Source organism: Leifsonia sp. T36S-04, assembly GCF_042465655.1.
Lineage (GTDB): Bacteria > Actinomycetota > Actinomycetes > Actinomycetales > Microbacteriaceae > Leifsonia.
Genome location: NZ_CP146286.1, coordinates 1,655,895 through 1,672,457, shown reverse-complemented (window position 1 = coordinate 1,672,457; position 16,563 = coordinate 1,655,895). Strand labels below are relative to the sequence as shown.

Sequence of the window (16,563 nt, the reverse complement as noted above, 5' to 3'; positions counted from 1 at the left end):
AGAACCGAACGGGTCCGGCCCGTCACAGCCGAACGATGAGAGGCCTTCCCCGGCGACGACGGCGGAGCGGGCAAGCGGGGTGGTACCGCGACGGGCGTGCGAGCGTCCGGCGTCCTCGTGCAGCACGTGAAAACTGCCAGGAGAGAGATGCCGTACCCGAAGTCCGCGCCGGATTCGAATGAGCCCGAGCAGGGCCGCGACCAGCGCCCCGACGTCAGCCCCAGCCCGGTCTTCCCGGAGATCGAGACCGAGGTCCTGAAGTTCTGGGACCAGGACGGCACCTTCCGCGCCTCCGTCGACAACCGCGACGGCGCCGAGGAGTGGGTCTTCTACGACGGCCCGCCGTTCGCCAACGGACTGCCGCACTACGGCCACCTGCTGACCGGCTACGCCAAGGACGTCTTCCCGCGCTTCCAGACCATGCGCGGCAAGAAGGTCGAGCGCCGCTTCGGCTGGGACACCCACGGTCTGCCCGCCGAGCTCGAGGCCGAGCGGCAGCTCGGCATCACCGACAAGAGCCAGATCGAGGAGATGGGGCTCGCCGCATTCAACCAGGCGGCGAAGGACTCGGTGCTGCGGTACACCCGCGAGTGGCGCGAGTACGTCACCCGCCAGGCGCGCTGGGTCGACTTCGACAACGACTACAAGACGCTCGACACCAGCTACATGGAGTCCGTCATCTGGGCGTTCAAGCAGCTGCACGAGAAGGGCCTCGCCTACGAGGGCTACCGCGTGCTCCCGTACTGCTGGCGCGACCAGACACCGCTCTCCAACCACGAGCTGCGGATGGACGACGACGTCTACAAGATGCGGCAGGACCAGACGGTGACCGTCACCTTCCCGCTGGTCGGCGAGAAGGCGGAGGTGCTCGGACTCACCGGCGTGCGCGCGCTCGCCTGGACGACCACGCCCTGGACGCTGCCGACCAACTTCGCTCTCGCCGTCGGGCCCGACATCGAGTACGCGGTGCTGCCGTCCGGCCCGAACGGAGCCGCCGACTCGCACGGCGACCCCGACCAGGGGGTGCTCAGCGGCCGCTACCTGCTCGCGAAGGATCTCGTCGGCAACTACGCGAAGGACCTCGGCTACGAGACGCCCGCCGACGCCGTCGCCGCGATCACCGGAACCGTGCGCGGCTCCGAGCTCGCCGATGTGGAGTACGACCGCCTCTGGGACTACTACGCCGACGCCGAGAAGTGGGGCACCCAGAACGCATGGCGCATCCTGGTCGACGACTACGTCACCGTCGAGGACGGCACGGGCATCGTCCACCAGGCCCCCGCCTACGGCGAGGACGACCAGCGCGTCACCGAGAAGGCCGGCATCCCGGTCATCATCTCGGTGGACGACGGCGGCCGGTTCCTCCCCGATGTTCCGGATGTGGTGGGCCTCCAGGTCTTCGACGCCAACAAGCCGCTCACCCGGCTGCTCAAGGAGAACGGCCGGCTGCTGCGCCAGGCGAGCTACGAGCACTCGTACCCGCACTGCTGGCGCTGCCGCAATCCGCTGATCTACAAAGCGGTGTCCAGCTGGTTCGTGCGGGTGACTGACTTCCGCGACCGGATGGGCGAGCTGAACCAGGAGATCACCTGGGTTCCCGAGAACGTCAAGGACGGCCAGTTCGGCAAGTGGCTGGCGGGCGCCCGTGACTGGTCGGTGTCGCGCAACCGCTACTTCGGCTCCCCGATCCCGGTGTGGAAGAGCGACGACCCGCTCTACCCGCGCATCGACGTGTACGGCTCGCTCGCGGAGCTGGAGGCCGACTTCGGGCGCCTTCCGCTGAACGCGGCGGGGGAGCCGGACCTGCACCGTCCCTTCATCGATGAGCTGACGCGTCCGAATCCCGACGACCCCACCGGGCGGTCGACCATGCGTCGCATCCCGGACGTCCTCGATGTGTGGTTCGACTCCGGTTCGATGCCGTTCGCGCAGGTGCACTATCCCTTCGAGAACCGCGACTGGTTCGACACGCACAACCCGGCCGACTTCATCGTCGAGTACATCGGGCAGACCCGCGGCTGGTTCTACCTGCTGCACACCCTCGCGACGGCTCTCTTCGACCGGCCGGCATTCAGGAACGTCATCAGCCACGGCATCGTGCTCGGCAGCGACGGGCAGAAGATGTCGAAGTCGTTGCGCAACTACCCGGACGTGAACGAGGTCTTCGACCGCGACGGGTCGGATGCGATGCGCTGGTTCCTGATGTCGAGCCCGGTGCTGCGCGGCGGCAACCTGGTCGTCACCGAGGAGGGGATCCGCGAGGGCGTCCGTCAGGTGCTGCTGCCGCTGTGGAACACGTGGTACTTCTTCTCGCTGTACGCCAACGCGAGCGGCTACGAGGCGAAGCGCTCCACCGCGTCCAACGACGTGCTCGACCGCTACCTGCTCGCGAAGACCCGCGATCTGGTGGAGGCTGTCACGGCCGACCTGGACGGCCTGGATTCGACTCTCGCCGCGGCCAAGCTCCGCGACTTCGCCGACGTGCTCACGAACTGGTACGTGCGCCGGTCGCGCGACCGGTTCTGGGAGGGCGTGGACGAGTCCGGCAACGGAACGGAGGCCTTCGACACCCTCTACACGGTGCTCGAGACCCTCACCCGCGTGGCCGCACCGCTTCTTCCCCTGGTCAGCGAGCGGATCTGGAAGGACCTCACCGGCGGCCGCTCCGTGCACCTCACGGACTGGCCGGCAGCCGACGAGTTCCCGGCCGACGAGGCGCTGGTGGATGCGATGGACCGCATCCGCGCGATCAGCTCGACCGCGCTCTCGCTGCGGAAGCAGGCGGGACGCCGTGTCCGGCTGCCGCTGGCCTCGCTCACCGTGGTCGCGCATAACGCGGAGGCACTGCGTCCGTTCGAGGGCATCCTGCGCGACGAGCTGAACGTCAAAGCGGTGGAGCTCGTCGAACTGCACGACGACAGCGCCGCCAGCTACGGCATCACCAGCCGTCTGACCGTCAACGCGCGCGCAGCGGGTCCCCGGCTCGGCAAGCAGGTGCAGCAGGTCATCCAGGCCGCTCGTGCCGGCGACTGGGTGGAGGCGGACGGCGTCGTCACCGTCGGCGGGATCGAGCTTTCGGAGGGCGAGTACGACCTCGTGCTCGAGACGGCAGGTGGCGGCGACGGCACCTCGGCGCTGGCGCTGCTGGCCGGAGGCGGCTTCGTGCTGCTCGACACGGCGACCACTCCGGAGCTCGAGGCGGAGGGGCTGGCGCGCGACATCATCCGTGCCGTCCAGGACACCCGCAAGGCGGCCGGGCTGGATGTGAGCGATCGCATCCGTCTCGACCTCGGGTTCTCGCACGAGGACGACGCGCGGGCGATCCACCTCGCGACGGGCGTCGACATCGCCTCCGAGACGCTGGCGCTGGCCGTCGAGGTGATGATCCACGAAGCGTCGCAGCTCGAGGCGGCCGGCTTCAGCAAGGAGTTCCGCGCCGGTGAGTTCGCCAACGCCGGGGCGTTCACGGTCGGCGTGACCAAGGCAGAGGAGGCGTCGTGACCGACGAGAACGAGTACCGCGAGCAGGCGGACGAGGTCTATCAGGCGTTGCTCGCCCGCGTCGGCGAGGGCGCTCCCGAGCGCCGCCTCGACGCGACCCGGCGGGCCGTGGAGCTGCTGGGCGACCCCCAGCGGGCCTACCCGATCATCCACATCACCGGCACCAACGGGAAGACGTCGACGAGCCGGATCGCGGAGAGCCTGTTGCGCGCCTACGGCCTGCGCACCGGGCTCATGACCAGCCCGCACCTGGTGCGCTTCAACGAGCGCATCGTGATCGACGGCGAGCCGATCAGCGACGAGGCCCTCGTGCGCAACTGGGACGACATCAGCCCGTACCTCGACATCGTCGACTCCGAGCTGATGGAGGCCGGCAAGGCGCCCCTGACCTTCTTCGAGGCACTGACCGCGCTCGCGTTCGCCGCATTCGCGGACGCCCCGGTGGATGTCGCGGTGATCGAGGTCGGCATGGGCGGCGAATGGGACTCGACCAACGTCGGCGACGGGCAGGTCGCGGTGTTCACCCCGATCGCGCTCGACCACACCAAAGCCCTCGGCGACACGGTCGAGCAGATCGCTCGCACCAAATCCGGCATCATCAAGCCGTCGGCCGACGTCGTCTCGTCGGCGCAGACTCCCGAGGCCGACCGCGTGCTGCGGGAGGCGGCGGAACTCACCGAGTCGACCTTCGCCGAGCAGCCGCGCGACTTCGGCGTCGCGGCGACACGCGTCGCCGTGGGCGGTCAGCTCGTCACCGTGCGTGGCAGGGCGGCGACCTACGAGGACGTGTTCCTTCCGCTGTACGGCGACCACCAGGCGCAGAACGCCGCGGTCGCGGTCGCTGCGGTCGAGACGTTCCTCGGTCGCGGCACGCAGCCGCTCAAGCCGGAGCTGGTGGAGGAGGGGTTCGCCACGGTGACCTCGCCCGGGCGACTGCAGCTGATCGGCATCGAGCCGAGCATCCTCGTCGACGCCGCACACAACCCGGCGGGCGCACAGACGCTGACCGACGCACTGCAGAGCTACTTCGACTTCGACGAGATCACGTTCGTGGTCGGCATCCTGGGCGACAAGGATGCGCGCGGCGTCATCCGGGCGCTCGCTCCCGTGGCGACGCAGTTCTTCGTCACGCGGCCGGACTCGGAGCGAGCGCGCGACCCGGAGGACCTGGGCGATCTCGTGCGCGAGGAAGTCGGCGACGAGGCGACCATCGTGTACACCGACGCCATCGACGCGCTGGAGGCCGCCCGGGACTGGGCGGGTGAAGCGGCCCGCCGTGCGGTCGTCGTCGCCGGCAGCATCGTGCTGGTCGGGCAGGCGATCGCTTACGCCGACGAGCAGGAGTGGAAGCAGGCGGCATCGTGACCGATGCTCCCGCGGCCGGGGAGGATGCCGACGGACCGGAGCGGGCGGGCAGGCCGCGCCGTCAGCGCTCCCTCCGCGAGCTGCTCGGCTCCATCGTCCTCGGCTTCGAGCTGCTCGTCGTCTTCCTCGGGGCCCTCGTGCTCTTCGGGCTCCACTCCCTGCCGGCGTGGCTCGCGCTCGGCGGGGGAGCGGCGCTGATCGCGCTGATGATCGTCGCGATCGGGCTGCTGCGCAACACCGTCGGCGTCGTCCTCGGATGGATCGTGCAGGTGATCGTCGTCGCCGCCGGCATCCTCGTCCCCGCCTTCTTCATCGTCGGCGCGATCTTCACCGCCATGTGGGCGTACTGCATGATCGCCGCTGCACGCATCGACCGAAACAATCAGGCGGCCGCCCGTGCGGCCGACAACGGAACGGAGAACCCATGACCAGTGGCGTCGAAGAGACCCTCGTCCTCGTCAAGCCGGATGGCGTCGCACGCAACCTGACCGGCGAGATCCTGCGCCGAATCGAGGCGAAGGGCTACTCGCTCGTCGACCTCCGGATGCTGCAGGCCGACCGCGAGCTCCTCGCGCAGCACTACGCCGAGCACGAGGGGAAGCCGTTCTACGAGCCTCTGGTGGAGTTCATGGAGTCGGGCCCGATCGTCGCGATCCGCCTCGCCGGCAACCGCGTCATCGAGGGCTTCCGCTCGCTCGCGGGCACGACCGACCCGACGACCGCCGCTCCCGGCACGATCCGCGGCGACCTGGCCCGCGACTGGGGACTCAAGGTGCAGCAGAACCTCGTCCACGGCTCCGACTCACCCGAGTCGGCGCAGCGCGAACTCGCCCTCTGGTTCGCCTGACCCTCACCCTCGCGCGCACGATTTGTGCCAAATGTCGGTCAAGCCGCGGAGATAACCGCTATTTGGCGCAAATCGTGCGGGGGTGAGGGGAAGGCGCGGGTCAGATGAAGGCGCGGTGGATCCAGTCCAGCTGGAGCTGCGCGAGGATCGCCACGATCGCGTAGCAGACGATGGTGATGAGCGGCACCCAGCCGTACAGCGTGCGGAAGAAGCCGCGGGCCCGTTCGGGGACCGGGATGTTCCCTTCCTTGAGGTTGTAGAGCGTCACGGCCCAGAAGGTCGGAATGGTCACGACCCAGGTGACCATGCACCAGGGGCACAGCACGTTCAGCGCCGTGAGCGACTCGGTGATCAGGAAGATCACGAGCACCAGGGCGAGCAGGACGCCGACGTTGAATGCGATCCAGTACCAGCGGGCGAAGCGTGCCCGCGTGGCGAGCAGCCCCACGCCGACGGCGATCGTTGCGGTCCATCCCGCCAGGCCCAGCAGCGGGTTGGGGAAGCCGAGCAGCGAGCCCTGCCAGGAGTTCAGGTTCTTCGCGCATCCCACCAGCACGCTGAAGTTGCAGGAGAGCTGCGCTTTCGGGTCTTGGAGCAGATGGAACTTGTCGATCGTGAGGGCGAACGCCGCGGCGAAGCCGATGGCGCCGGCGACGATGAGGAAGACGGCGAGAGCGGTCGGGCGGCGGTACGCGGCCTCGGCGGGACTGGCTGACACCCTCGGATTATGGCATGACGTCTGCGTGTCGCCCTGGGAGGAGAACCTCCAGTGGCCGTTGCATGCGATAATCGATGCAGCAGTCGTCCCGGCCGAGGCCGGGAGCAACGACAGAAGGCTTGAGGGTGCCCAGTGCGCCCGTGAAAATGCCGGCCGCGAATGGCCGGCGGAGAACAATGAGCCGGATGCAGGCCGCGCCACGAGCCCGGCGGCATCCGAACAGGATTTCGGGGAGCGCCGCATGCGCCGCCTCCCGACGGAGAGCACCCGGTGAGCGGGGAACCGCGCCGGTCGAGGAGTGCACCAGCGATGGTGGATAACGAGAACATCGACAACACGGACAACGACGAGAACGAGACGGGAGGACGGAAGCGCAAAGGGCTCTTCGGCACGCGACGCGTGGTGAGGAAGTCCCCGCCGGCCTTCGCCGACGCTTCCGCCGCCCCTCAGGAGCAGGCGATCCAGCAGCCGGGCGAGCAGGCCGACGCCCCCGCCGCGCCCGAGGTCCCAGCGGCGCCCGACGTGCCCGTCGCACCTGGGGGAATCGAGCCCCCCGCGCTCCCGGAGAAGCACGGTGAGCCGGAGGCCGTCGTAGCCGCCGACGCTCCGGGCCTGCCGCCGACCACCCTGCTCTTCCAGGCGCCGGACGTCCTGCCGCTGCCGCCGCTTCCCGAGGGGGACGACGAGCCGACCGGTGGCGTCCGCCGCCGCTCCCGCCGCCGCGCCGGTGAGACCGGCCGCGAGGGTGCGAACGACCCGGCCAACACCGTCGTCAAGGTCCGCGCGCCCCGCGAGCGCGAGCGCGAGCCGGAGCTCATCACCGAGCCGCAGAAGGTCAAGGGCTCGACCCGTCTCGAGGCCAAGAAGCAGCGCCGCCGCGACGGCCGCGACGCCGGTCGGCGCCGTCCGGTCATCACCGAGGCCGAGTTCCTCGCCCGCCGCGAGTCAGTCGACCGGCAGATGGTCGTCCGCTCGAAGGGCGGCCGCATCCAGATCGGCGTGCTCGAGGACAAGGTCCTCGTCGAGCACTACGTCGCCCGCTCGCAGGAGGCGTCGCTCATCGGCAACGTGTACCTGGGACGCGTGCAGAACGTGCTGCCGAGCATGGAGGCGGCCTTCGTCGACATCGGTCGGGGCCGCAACGCCGTCCTGTACTCGGGAGAAGTCGACTGGGATGCGGTCGAGACCGGCAACCAGCCGCGCCGCATCGAGCTGGCGCTCAAGGCCGGCGACCGCGTGCTCGTCCAGGTCACCAAGGACCCGGTCGGCCACAAGGGCGCGCGTCTGACCAGCCAGATCTCGCTGCCGGGCCGCTACCTCGTGTACGTGCCCAACGGCTCCATGAACGGCATCAGCCGCAAGCTGCCGGACACCGAGCGTGCGCGCCTGAAGAAGATCCTCAAGGAGGCCCTTCCGGAGAGCGCAGGCGTGATCGTGCGCACCGCCGCCGAGGGTGCGACCGAGGAGCAGCTGACGCTCGACGTCAACCGCCTCACCGCCCAGTGGGCCGACATCAGCAGCCGGGTCCAGTCGCAGCAGGCGCCTGCGCTGCTGCACAGCGAGCCCGACCTCCTGATCAAGATCATCCGGGACGTCTTCAACGAGGACTTCCAGAAGCTGGTGATCGCCGGCGACGACGCGCGGCAGACCATCGAGAACTACCTGCGCCAGGTCGCGCCGGACCTGCTCGACCGGGTGGAGGCGTACACCGGCGAGCGGGACGCGTTCGACGAGTTCCGGATCACGGAGCAGATCGAGAAGGCCCTGGAGCGCAAGGTGTGGCTGCCCTCGGGCGGCTCGCTCGTCATCGACCGCACCGAGGCGATGACGGTCGTCGACGTCAACACCGGCAAGTTCGTCGGAACCGGCGGCAACCTCGAAGAGACGGTCACCAAGAACAACCTGGAGGCCGCGGAGGAGATCGTCCGCCAGCTGCGCCTGCGCGACATCGGCGGCATCATCGTGGTCGACTTCATCGACATGGTGCTCGAGACGAACCGCGATCTCGTGCTCCGGCGGCTGGTCGAATGCCTGAGTCGTGACCGCACCAAGCACCAGGTCGCCGAGGTGACCTCCCTCGGGCTCGTCCAGATGACCCGCAAGAAGCTCGGCCTCGGCCTTCTCGAGACGTTCAGCGAGCCGTGCGAGGTCTGTGCCGGCCGCGGCGTCGTCGTGCACCACGACCCCGTCGTGAAGCACCGCTCGGCGCAGCAGCAGCCCCAGCAGAACGAGCGTCGCCGCGGTCGCGGCCCCGCCGGCGGTGGCGGCAACGGGAACGGCGGCTCGACGCCTCCCGCCGGCAGCGCCGCCCACGGCGGTACGCACGCCATCACCGACGACGCGAAGAACGCGTTGGCGCAGATCGCGGCCTCGACCATCCACCACCACGAGGATGAGGCGAAGACCGAGCCGCAGCAGGCGGAGGTCGCCGAGATCACCGTCAGCGAGGTGACCGTCACCGAGGTCACCGCCACGAAGAAGCGCCGTCGCAAGGGCAAGGGCGGCGCCGACCGGCAGCAGCCTCCGGCGGAGGCAGCGGCGGCGGCAGAGCCGGTGGAGGCGGCAGAGCCGGAGCCGGCGCGCGCCGCCCCGGAGCCGGCAGAGTCGGCCGTCCCCGTGATCGAGCTCCCCGAGCCTGCCGAGGTCCCAGCAACCACACGGCCGTCGTCGATCGAGACGGAGCTGCTGCTGGATTCGGTGCTGGATGCGCTCCCGCAGCCCAAGGAGCCGGGTCAGGGCCGCTCGCGCAGCCGCCGTGCCAGCACCGCCGTCATCGCTGGCGGAGAGCTCGCGCCTCCGACCGAGTAGTCACTGCTAGTGGCGGCCGGTCCGGTCGCGAGCGGGAACACGCAGCCCGCTCGCGATCAGCCGCCGGACGAGTTCGTGTCCCGAAACGGGATGTGCGCCCGCCGCGACCAGTTCGCCGTACCGCCGGTCCGGAACGTCGTAGTGGTCGAGGTCGAACGCGCGCCGCTGGATGCCGTTGGCTTCGGCGAAGGCGTGCAGCTCGTCGAGCGACGTGTCGCTGACCAGGTGCGACCACAACATGCCGTGGGCGGGCCATGCCGGGGGATCGATCAGGACCGTCATACAATGATTCTAGGAAGCGGTTCCGCTGGCGGAGCCGAGCGGTCCCGGCCGCCCCTGAGAGTCTCCCGCCGGAGGCGGCGCCGAATTGACGGTGTCCAGGCTGTCGGGTAAAGTTGACCGTTGGTGTGTGCCGAGCGTGTCTGTATGACGGACCTGCTTGACCGCCATCGTGGTTTTCTGAGAGCAGCCGGGTGCAACCGCATCCAGAATGATTCGCCAGTTATTTCCAGAACAGTTGAACAGCAGGACCAGGTCCACGGCGGTGCCGGGAGCTGTTCCCCTACGAAAAGGTACTGACAAGTGGTTTACGCAGTTGTGCGCGCCGGTGGCCGCCAGGAAAAGGTCGAGGTCGGAACCATCGTGACGATGGACCGCGTCAAGACCCGTAACGACGGCAAGGTCCAGCTCGCGCCGGTGCTTCTCGTCGACGGTTCCAAGATCACCTCGGACGCCGAGTCTCTCGCGAAGGTCGTCGTGACCGCCGAGATCCTGGAGGACCTCCGCGGTCCGAAGATCCACATCCAGAAGTTCAAGAACAAGACCGGCTACAAGAAGCGCCAGGGCCACCGTCAGGAGCTCACGCGCGTCAAGATCACCGGCATCAAGTAGCCGACGGCCGCACAGCAGCCCCCAGACTCGAGGAGAAGACACCATGGCACACAAAAAGGGAGCGAGCTCCACTCGCAACGGCCGCGACTCCAACGCTCAGCGCCTCGGCGTGAAGCGCTTCGGCGGCCAGACCGTCAACGCGGGTGAGATCCTGGTCCGCCAGCGCGGCACCCACTTCCACCCCGGCGTGAACGTCGGCCGTGGCGGCGACGACACCCTCTTCGCCCTCGCCGCAGGTGCGGTCGAGTTCGGCAACAAGGGCGGCCGCAAGGTCGTCAACATCGTGGCCGCCGGGGCCTGAGCCTCGACCACGATCAGCACTTCCGGATGGGCGGGCTTCGGCCCGCCCATCCGCCGTTTCAGCAGTAGTACATAAGGAGAGCACCATGGCGACGTTCGTTGATCGCGTGACGTTGCATCTGCGAGCCGGCAACGGCGGCAATGGGTGCGTCTCGGTCCGCCGCGAGAAGTTCAAGCCCCTGGCCGGTCCCGATGGCGGGAACGGCGGCAACGGCGGCGACATCGTGCTCGTGGCCGACCCCCAGGTCACCACCCTGCTCGGCTACCACCGCGCTCCGCACCGGTCCAGCGACAACGGCGGCTTCGGGATGGGCGACCACCGCAGCGGTCACACCGGAGAGGTCCTCGAACTCCCGGTTCCGGTCGGAACCGTCGTCAAGGACGAAGAGGGTGTTGAGGTCGCCGACCTGAACGAGCCCGGGATGCGGTTCCTGGCCGCTGCAGGTGGCATCGGCGGACTGGGCAACGCGGCGCTGGCGAACCAGAAGCGCAAGGCTCCCGGATTCGCCCTGCTCGGCACCCCGGGCTGGGAGGGCGACGTCTTCCTCGAACTGAAGACGGTCGCCGACATCGCCCTCGTCGGCTACCCGTCGGCCGGCAAGTCGAGCCTCATCGCCGCACTCTCGGCCGCGAAGCCGAAGATCGCCGACTACCCCTTCACCACGCTGCACCCGAATCTCGGAGTCGTGCAGGCGGGCGAGGTGCGCTACACCGTCGCCGATGTGCCCGGGCTCATCGAGGGCGCGAGCGAGGGACGCGGCCTCGGCCTGGAGTTCCTCCGCCACGTCGAGCGGTGCTCCGCCCTGCTGCACGTGCTCGACTGCGCCACGCTCGATCCGGGCCGCGACCCGCTCAGCGATCTGGATGTCATCCTCGCCGAGCTCGGCGCCTACCCCGTTCCCGAGGGGCAGACGCCGCTGCTCGAGCGCCCGCAGCTGATCGCGCTGAACAAGATCGATGTTCCGGAGGCGCGGGAGCTCGCCGAGTTCGTCCGGCCGGAGCTCGAGCAGCGCGGGTACCGCGTGTTCGAGATCTCGACCGTGAGCCACGAGGGACTTCGCCCGCTGTCGTTCGCGCTGGCGGAGGTCGTCGAGACCGCCCGCTCCGAGCAGGCGGTGCTGGAGCAGACGCGGCCGCGCATCGTGATGCGCCCGAAGGCTGTGGACGACTCCGGCTTCACGGTGAAGGTCGAGGGCGGCACGGACGGTCCGCTGTACCGGATCATCGGTGCAAAGCCCGAGCGCTGGGTCGCGCAGACCGACTTCGCGAACGACGAGGCCGTCGGCTACCTGGCCGACCGGCTGGCCAAGCTCGGCGTCGAGGACCAGCTGGTCCGCGCGGGCGCCGTCGCCGGCTCGACCGTCGTCATCGGCCGCAACAGCGGCGTGGTGTTCGACTGGGAGCCCACGCTCACCTCGACGGCCGAGCTGATGACCGCCCCTCGCGGGACCGACGGGCGTCTCGACATGAACCAGCGTCCCACCCGCGGTCAGCGGCGCGAGAGCTACTTCGAGCGGATGGACGCCAAGGCCGAGGCCCGCGAGGAGCTTCAGCGGGAGCGCGCCGCCGGCCTCTGGGCGGACGACAGCTACGACGACAACATCGATCGCGCCGACGTCTCCGATGTCGAGACCGACGACGGAGACGAGGAGAGCACCGGCCGATGACGATCGACGACCGCAGCCAGATCGCGTCCGCCCGGCGGATCGTGGTCAAAGTGGGCTCCTCGTCCATCAGCGGGGACAACGCCGGACAGATCGCGCCGCTGGTCGACGCGCTGGCGGAGGCCCACGGTCGCGGCACTCAGGTCATCCTGGTCTCGTCGGGAGCCATCGCCACGGGCATCCCGTACCTCTCGCTGTCGGAGCGCCCGACCGATCTCGCGACGCAGCAGGCGGCCGCGGCGGTCGGCCAGAACGTCCTGATCTACCGCTACCAGGACAGCCTCGACCGCTACGACATCGTCGCGGGGCAGGTGCTTCTCACGGCGGGCGACATGGAGAATCCGACCCACCGGACGAACGCGCAACGGGCGATGGAGCGGCTGCTCGACCTCCGCATCCTTCCCATCGTGAACGAGAACGACACCGTGGCGACGCACGAGATCCGGTTCGGCGACAACGACCGGCTCGCGGCCCTCGTCGCCGCTCTCGTCGACGCAGACCTGCTGGTGCTCCTCTCCGACGTGGATGCGCTCTACACGCGCCCCCCGCACGAGCCGGGGGCGGAGCGGATCGAGCAGGTGGGCTGGAACGACGAGCTCGAGGGCGTCGAGATCGGATCCACCGGTCTGTCCGGTGTCGGAAGCGGGGGAGCCGTGACCAAGGTCTCGGCCGCCCGCCAGGCGGCGGAGCGCGGAACGGCGGTCGTTCTGACCGCGACGACACTCGTGGCGCAGGCACTGCGCGGGGAGCGGGTCGGGACCTGGTTCGCGCCCGCCCCGACCGCAGCTGTCCCCAGCAGGGCGTCGTCCACAGGTTCCGACGAGCCGGTCACCTCGGACGCCGCCGCGTCCTAGAATCGACGCATGTCCTCGTATCCCCTCGCGGCGCCCGCGGCCACGCTCTCGCTGCACGAGCGACTCGCTGCGGCGAAGAACGCATCGCGCACCCTGGCGACGGCCACGACCGACCAGAAGAACCGGGCGCTGCGCGCCATCGCCGACGGTGTGCTCGCCGCCTCGGCCGACATCCTCGCGGCCAACGAGCTCGACCTCGCCAACGGCCGTGAGAACGGGCTGACCACGGGGCTGCTCGACCGGCTCACCCTGAGCCCCGCCCGGCTGCAGGGGCTCTCCGACGCCGTGCTCGAGATCGTCGCGCTCACCGATCCGGTGGGCCAGGCGGTCCGGGGGAGCGCGCTGCCCAACGGGGTGAAGATCACGCAGGTCCGGGTGCCGTTCGGCGTCGTCGGCGCCATCTACGAGGCGCGGCCCAACGTGACCATCGACATCGCAGCGCTTGCGATCAAGAGCGGCAACGCCGCGGTGCTCCGCGGCGGGAGTGCCGCGATCGAGACGAACCGCGTGCTCGTGCGGGTGATCCAGGAGGCCCTGCTCGCGGCGGGACTGCCGGGGGACTCCGTGCAGACCATCGACGACTTCGGCCGGGAGGGTGCCGCCGAGCTGATGACGGCCCGCGGGCTCGTCGACGTGCTCATCCCGCGGGGGAGCGCCGACCTCATCCAGACCGTCGTCACGCAGTCGACCGTGCCCGTCATCGAGACCGGTGCGGGAGTGGTGCATGTCGTCCTCGACGAGTCGGCGCGTGAGGACTGGGCCGTCGAGATCGTGCGGAACTCCAAGGTTCAGCGCCCGAGCGTCTGCAACGCGGTGGAGACGTTGCTGGTGCACCGCGGGGCGGCCGAGCGGCTGCTCCCGCCCGTGCTCGCCGCGCTGAGCGACTCCGGTGTGACCATCCACGCGGACGAGCGCGCTCTGCCCTTCGCGCCCGGCGGCGTGCCCGTCACCGACGAAGACTTCGCGACCGAGCACATGAGCCTCGACATCTCGGTGAAGGTGGTGGACGACCTCGGCGAGGCCATCGACCACATCCGGCGCTACTCGACGCAGCACACCGAGTCCATCGTCACGAGCGACCTGGAGAACGCGGAGCGGTTCCTGGCAGAGGTCGACTCGGCCGTGGTCATGGTCAACGCGTCCACCCGTTTCACTGACGGGGGCGAGTTCGGCTTCGGTGCCGAAGTCGGCATCTCGACGCAGAAGCTCCATGCGCGCGGCCCGATGGGGCTCCCCGAGCTCACCAGCACGAAGTGGATCGTCCGCGGGTCCGGCCAGATCCGGGCGTAACCGACCGCTAGACTCGTATGCGGGCCGCAGGCCCGGAGAAAGGATCACGCACGATGTCATTCCTGACGAACGTCCTCGCCGAGGCGGAGGCCCACGTCGAGCTGCCGATGCCCACCTGGGCGTTCGGCGCCATCGCCATCGTGGTCTTCATCGCTCTCGCCTTCGTCGCCTGGAGCTTCAAAGACGTCGCCAACCGGCACAGCCACCGTTCCGCTCCGGACGCCGCCGCCCACGCGGGCGCCCCCGGTGCCACGCACCACGGCACCGGCCACCCGACGCAGGGGCACTGAGCCCGCGGGCGCGGCGCTGACCCCGGCATGGAATTGACGCAGACGGGCCGGCCGCGGATCGGTGTGATGGGTGGCACGTTCGACCCCATCCACCACGGCCACTTGGTCGCCGCCAGCGAAGTCGCCCAGTCGTTCGACCTCGACGAGGTCATCTTCGTCCCGACCGGTCAGCCCTGGCAGAAGGGCCCGGTGACCGAGGCGGAGCACCGTTACCTGATGACCGTTATCGCGACCGCATCGAATCCGCGGTTCACGGTCAGCCGGGTGGACGTCGATCGCGAAGGCCCGACCTACACGATCGACACGTTGCGTGACCTTCACCGCGAGCGTCCGGATGCCGAACTTTTCTTCATCACGGGCGCGGACGCCATCGCGCAGATCCTCAGCTGGCGCGATGTCAGGGAGCTCTGGGAACTGGCGCACTTCGTGGCTGTGAGTCGCCCGGGACACGACTTGAGTATTTCTGGATTGCCGGAGCAAGACGTAAGCTTGTTGGAAGTTCCGGCCCTGGCGATCTCGTCGACCGATTGCCGGAGCCGGGTGAGCAGGGGATTCCCGGTCTGGTACCTGGTGCCGGACGGGGTCGTTCAGTACATCTCCAAACACCATCTGTATCGGAGCGTGGCATGACATCGTGGCCTGAACAGCCGCCGACGGGCCAGCCGCAGGCGCAGACGCGGCGACAGGCGAGGGAGTTCGAGCGCTCGCGCCGAGCCGGCACAGCCGAACCGACCCCCGCTGGCCAGATCCCCGAGATGACCACGACGGCTCCGCCACGCGCTGCAGAGCCCGCGGAGTCCGAGACCGCTGCACTGGCCGAGACCGCCGCGCAGGCCGACCCGCCCACGCAGACGGAGCCGCCCACGCAGACCGGCACTGACGAGCGGCCTGCGATCCCCGCCAGCGCGTTCGCTGAGCCGGGCGTGTCCTCTCCGTCGGGTACCGCCTTCACCCTCTTCCGCCAGGGACCGGACGAGTCGCGTCCCGAGCCGGTCACCCAGCCGATGGCGATCCTGCAGCCCGCTGCTCCGGCTCCGGCTCCGGCCTCGTCCTCTTCTACTCCGGAGACTCCCACTCCCGAACGCACGCTGACCCGCCGTGAGCTCCGCGCGATGCTCCAGGCGCAGGAGGCGAACGCTCAGGCGACCCAGCCGGCGATGGTCGGCGAGCCCGTGTTCCCGGTCACGTTCACGTCCGGCCCGGAGACCGACGACGACGATGCCGTGTCCGAAACGGATCGCGTCGAGTCCGCGTCCGCCGTCGTCGCGTCGACGGACGCCACTGCGGCGAGTGAGAAGTCGGCGTGGCCGTTCGCTCCGCTGACCCCCTCGTCCGCTCCCGTCGCCTCACGCGTCGGCCAGGGGGACACGGCAGTGACCCAGACCGGAGTGGCGGAGAGCAGCACGTCCCCGTTCGCAGCGTTCGGTGCGCCCGCGTCGCCGCGCAGTGAGTCGCCGGCGCCCGTCGCCGCCGTACCTGCGTCGTCCGGCGCGACGAACGACGACGACTCCGACGCGTCCGAGAACGACGAGGTCCTCGAGCGCCGTCCGTTCACCCCGCCGACCGGCCACTGGTCCACGGCGGCGGAATTCGACGACCAGAACCAGCCGATCACCACGCGCAACGTGGGTCAGTCGACCGCGGCGACCACCACGAACGCCCTGATCCTGCCCGTCATCCCTCAGCCCGACACGAAGGCTCCGCTGACCAGTACGGGGGAGATCCTCGTCACGGGTTCCATCGACCTTCCCCGCGGTATGGGCGCGACGGGCGCGCATCCCGATCGGATCGACTCGTCCGACATCGACCGGCTGCTCGACGCCGAGGAGAACGAGTTCAACACGTCCGAGGTGCAGCCGGTGCGCGCGTCCCGCGCCATCAGCACGCACACCTCGACCCGCGGCGTCATCGCGCCGCCCAAGAAGCGCGGCAACACCCTGCCGGTGATCCTCATGGTCACCGCGGGCGTGCTGGCCGTCGGTGTCATCGGGCTGCTTGTCGCGGCCTACGTCCTGAAGGTGTTCTGATCATCCGCG

15 protein-coding genes are annotated in these 16,563 nt (G+C 69.5%); 13 read left to right on the top strand and 2 right to left on the bottom strand.

Annotated features, from left to right (window positions below):
• Positions 1–147: 147 nt before the first annotated feature.
• Genes ileS through ndk form a run of 4 tightly spaced genes read left to right on the top strand, consistent with a single transcriptional unit; the run spans position 148 to position 5,712 of the window.
• Complete coding sequence (ileS, locus tag P3F85_RS08100) at positions 148–3,501, top strand: isoleucine--tRNA ligase (protein ID WP_374010725.1); 3,354 nt, start codon at positions 148–150, stop codon at positions 3,499–3,501.
• The gene (locus P3F85_RS08095; RefSeq protein ID WP_374010724.1) at positions 3,498–4,865 is read left to right on the top strand and encodes a folylpolyglutamate synthase/dihydrofolate synthase family protein; all 1,368 of its coding nucleotides are present in this window, start codon (positions 3,498–3,500) and stop codon (positions 4,863–4,865) included. The genes ileS and P3F85_RS08095 overlap by 4 nt, the downstream gene beginning before the upstream one ends.
• Positions 4,862–5,293: a DUF4233 domain-containing protein gene (locus tag P3F85_RS08090; RefSeq protein WP_374010723.1), complete on the top strand. Its 432-nt coding sequence runs from the start codon at positions 4,862–4,864 to the stop codon at positions 5,291–5,293. Before P3F85_RS08095 ends, P3F85_RS08090 begins: the two co-directional genes overlap by 4 nt.
• Complete coding sequence (gene ndk / locus P3F85_RS08085) at positions 5,290–5,712, top strand: nucleoside-diphosphate kinase (RefSeq protein WP_374010722.1); 423 nt, start codon at positions 5,290–5,292, stop codon at positions 5,710–5,712. The genes P3F85_RS08090 and ndk overlap by 4 nt, the downstream gene beginning before the upstream one ends.
• A gap of 100 nt (positions 5,713–5,812) precedes the next feature.
• Here the strand turns inward: ndk and P3F85_RS08080 are convergent, their stop codons facing one another.
• On the bottom strand, positions 5,813–6,430 hold the full coding sequence (locus P3F85_RS08080) for a vitamin K epoxide reductase family protein (RefSeq protein WP_374010721.1): 618 nt from the start codon (positions 6,428–6,430) through the stop codon (positions 5,813–5,815).
• Between the two features lie 309 nt (positions 6,431–6,739).
• Between P3F85_RS08080 and P3F85_RS08075 the strand changes: the two genes are divergently transcribed.
• Positions 6,740–9,238, top strand: a complete 2,499-nt coding sequence (locus P3F85_RS08075; RefSeq protein WP_374010720.1) for an Rne/Rng family ribonuclease — start codon at positions 6,740–6,742, stop codon at positions 9,236–9,238.
• 6 nt (positions 9,239–9,244) lie between these two features.
• On the opposite strand, the gene P3F85_RS08070 is transcribed toward P3F85_RS08075, so the two are convergent.
• On the bottom strand, positions 9,245–9,520 hold the full coding sequence (locus P3F85_RS08070) for a DUF4031 domain-containing protein (RefSeq protein ID WP_374010719.1): 276 nt from the start codon (positions 9,518–9,520) through the stop codon (positions 9,245–9,247).
• 300 nt (positions 9,521–9,820) lie between these two features.
• Between P3F85_RS08070 and rplU the strand changes: the two genes are divergently transcribed.
• The 8 genes from rplU (at position 9,821) to P3F85_RS08030 (ending at position 16,554) form a co-directional block, all read left to right on the top strand.
• On the top strand, positions 9,821–10,129 hold the full coding sequence (rplU, locus tag P3F85_RS08065; protein ID WP_374010718.1) for a 50S ribosomal protein L21: 309 nt from the start codon (positions 9,821–9,823) through the stop codon (positions 10,127–10,129).
• Positions 10,130–10,172: 43 nt separating this feature from the next.
• Complete coding sequence (gene rpmA, locus P3F85_RS08060; RefSeq protein WP_374010717.1) at positions 10,173–10,430, top strand: 50S ribosomal protein L27; 258 nt, start codon at positions 10,173–10,175, stop codon at positions 10,428–10,430.
• Between the two features lie 85 nt (positions 10,431–10,515).
• Positions 10,516–12,096, top strand: coding sequence for a GTPase ObgE (gene obgE, locus P3F85_RS08055; RefSeq protein ID WP_374010716.1), 1,581 nt, complete (start codon positions 10,516–10,518; stop codon positions 12,094–12,096).
• Complete coding sequence (proB, locus tag P3F85_RS08050; protein WP_374010715.1) at positions 12,093–12,947, top strand: glutamate 5-kinase; 855 nt, start codon at positions 12,093–12,095, stop codon at positions 12,945–12,947. The genes obgE and proB overlap by 4 nt, the downstream gene beginning before the upstream one ends.
• A 9-nt stretch (positions 12,948–12,956) precedes the next feature.
• Complete coding sequence (locus tag P3F85_RS08045; RefSeq protein WP_374010714.1) at positions 12,957–14,237, top strand: glutamate-5-semialdehyde dehydrogenase; 1,281 nt, start codon at positions 12,957–12,959, stop codon at positions 14,235–14,237.
• A gap of 53 nt (positions 14,238–14,290) precedes the next feature.
• A complete protein-coding gene (locus tag P3F85_RS08040; RefSeq protein WP_374010713.1) occupies positions 14,291–14,527 on the top strand; it encodes a hypothetical protein in 237 nt (78 codons plus the stop codon).
• A gap of 27 nt (positions 14,528–14,554) precedes the next feature.
• Positions 14,555–15,157, top strand: a complete 603-nt coding sequence (gene nadD / locus P3F85_RS08035) for a nicotinate-nucleotide adenylyltransferase (RefSeq protein WP_374010712.1) — start codon at positions 14,555–14,557, stop codon at positions 15,155–15,157.
• Positions 15,154–16,554: a hypothetical protein gene (locus P3F85_RS08030; protein ID WP_374010711.1), complete on the top strand. Its 1,401-nt coding sequence runs from the start codon at positions 15,154–15,156 to the stop codon at positions 16,552–16,554. The genes nadD and P3F85_RS08030 overlap by 4 nt, the downstream gene beginning before the upstream one ends.
• Positions 16,555–16,563 lie beyond the last annotated feature (9 nt).

Excerpts from the sequence above, each read along its gene's own strand:
- ileS (WP_374010725.1), top strand. The coding sequence starts at position 148 with ATGCCGTACCCGAAGTCCGCGCCGGATTCGAATGAGCCCGAGCAGGGC.
- ndk (WP_374010722.1), top strand. The coding sequence starts at position 5,290 with ATGACCAGTGGCGTCGAAGAGACCCTCGTCCTCGTCAAGCCGGATGGC.
- P3F85_RS08075 (WP_374010720.1), top strand. The coding sequence starts at position 6,740 with ATGGTGGATAACGAGAACATCGACAACACGGACAACGACGAGAACGAG.
- P3F85_RS08070 (WP_374010719.1), bottom strand. The coding sequence starts at position 9,520 with ATGACGGTCCTGATCGATCCCCCGGCATGGCCCGCCCACGGCATGTTG.
- rpmA (WP_374010717.1), top strand. The coding sequence starts at position 10,173 with ATGGCACACAAAAAGGGAGCGAGCTCCACTCGCAACGGCCGCGACTCC.
- obgE (WP_374010716.1), top strand. The coding sequence starts at position 10,516 with ATGGCGACGTTCGTTGATCGCGTGACGTTGCATCTGCGAGCCGGCAAC.
- proB (WP_374010715.1), top strand. The coding sequence starts at position 12,093 with ATGACGATCGACGACCGCAGCCAGATCGCGTCCGCCCGGCGGATCGTG.
- P3F85_RS08045 (WP_374010714.1), top strand. The coding sequence starts at position 12,957 with ATGTCCTCGTATCCCCTCGCGGCGCCCGCGGCCACGCTCTCGCTGCAC.
- P3F85_RS08040 (WP_374010713.1), top strand. The coding sequence starts at position 14,291 with ATGTCATTCCTGACGAACGTCCTCGCCGAGGCGGAGGCCCACGTCGAG.
- nadD (WP_374010712.1), top strand. The coding sequence starts at position 14,555 with ATGGAATTGACGCAGACGGGCCGGCCGCGGATCGGTGTGATGGGTGGC.
- P3F85_RS08030 (WP_374010711.1), top strand. The coding sequence starts at position 15,154 with ATGACATCGTGGCCTGAACAGCCGCCGACGGGCCAGCCGCAGGCGCAG.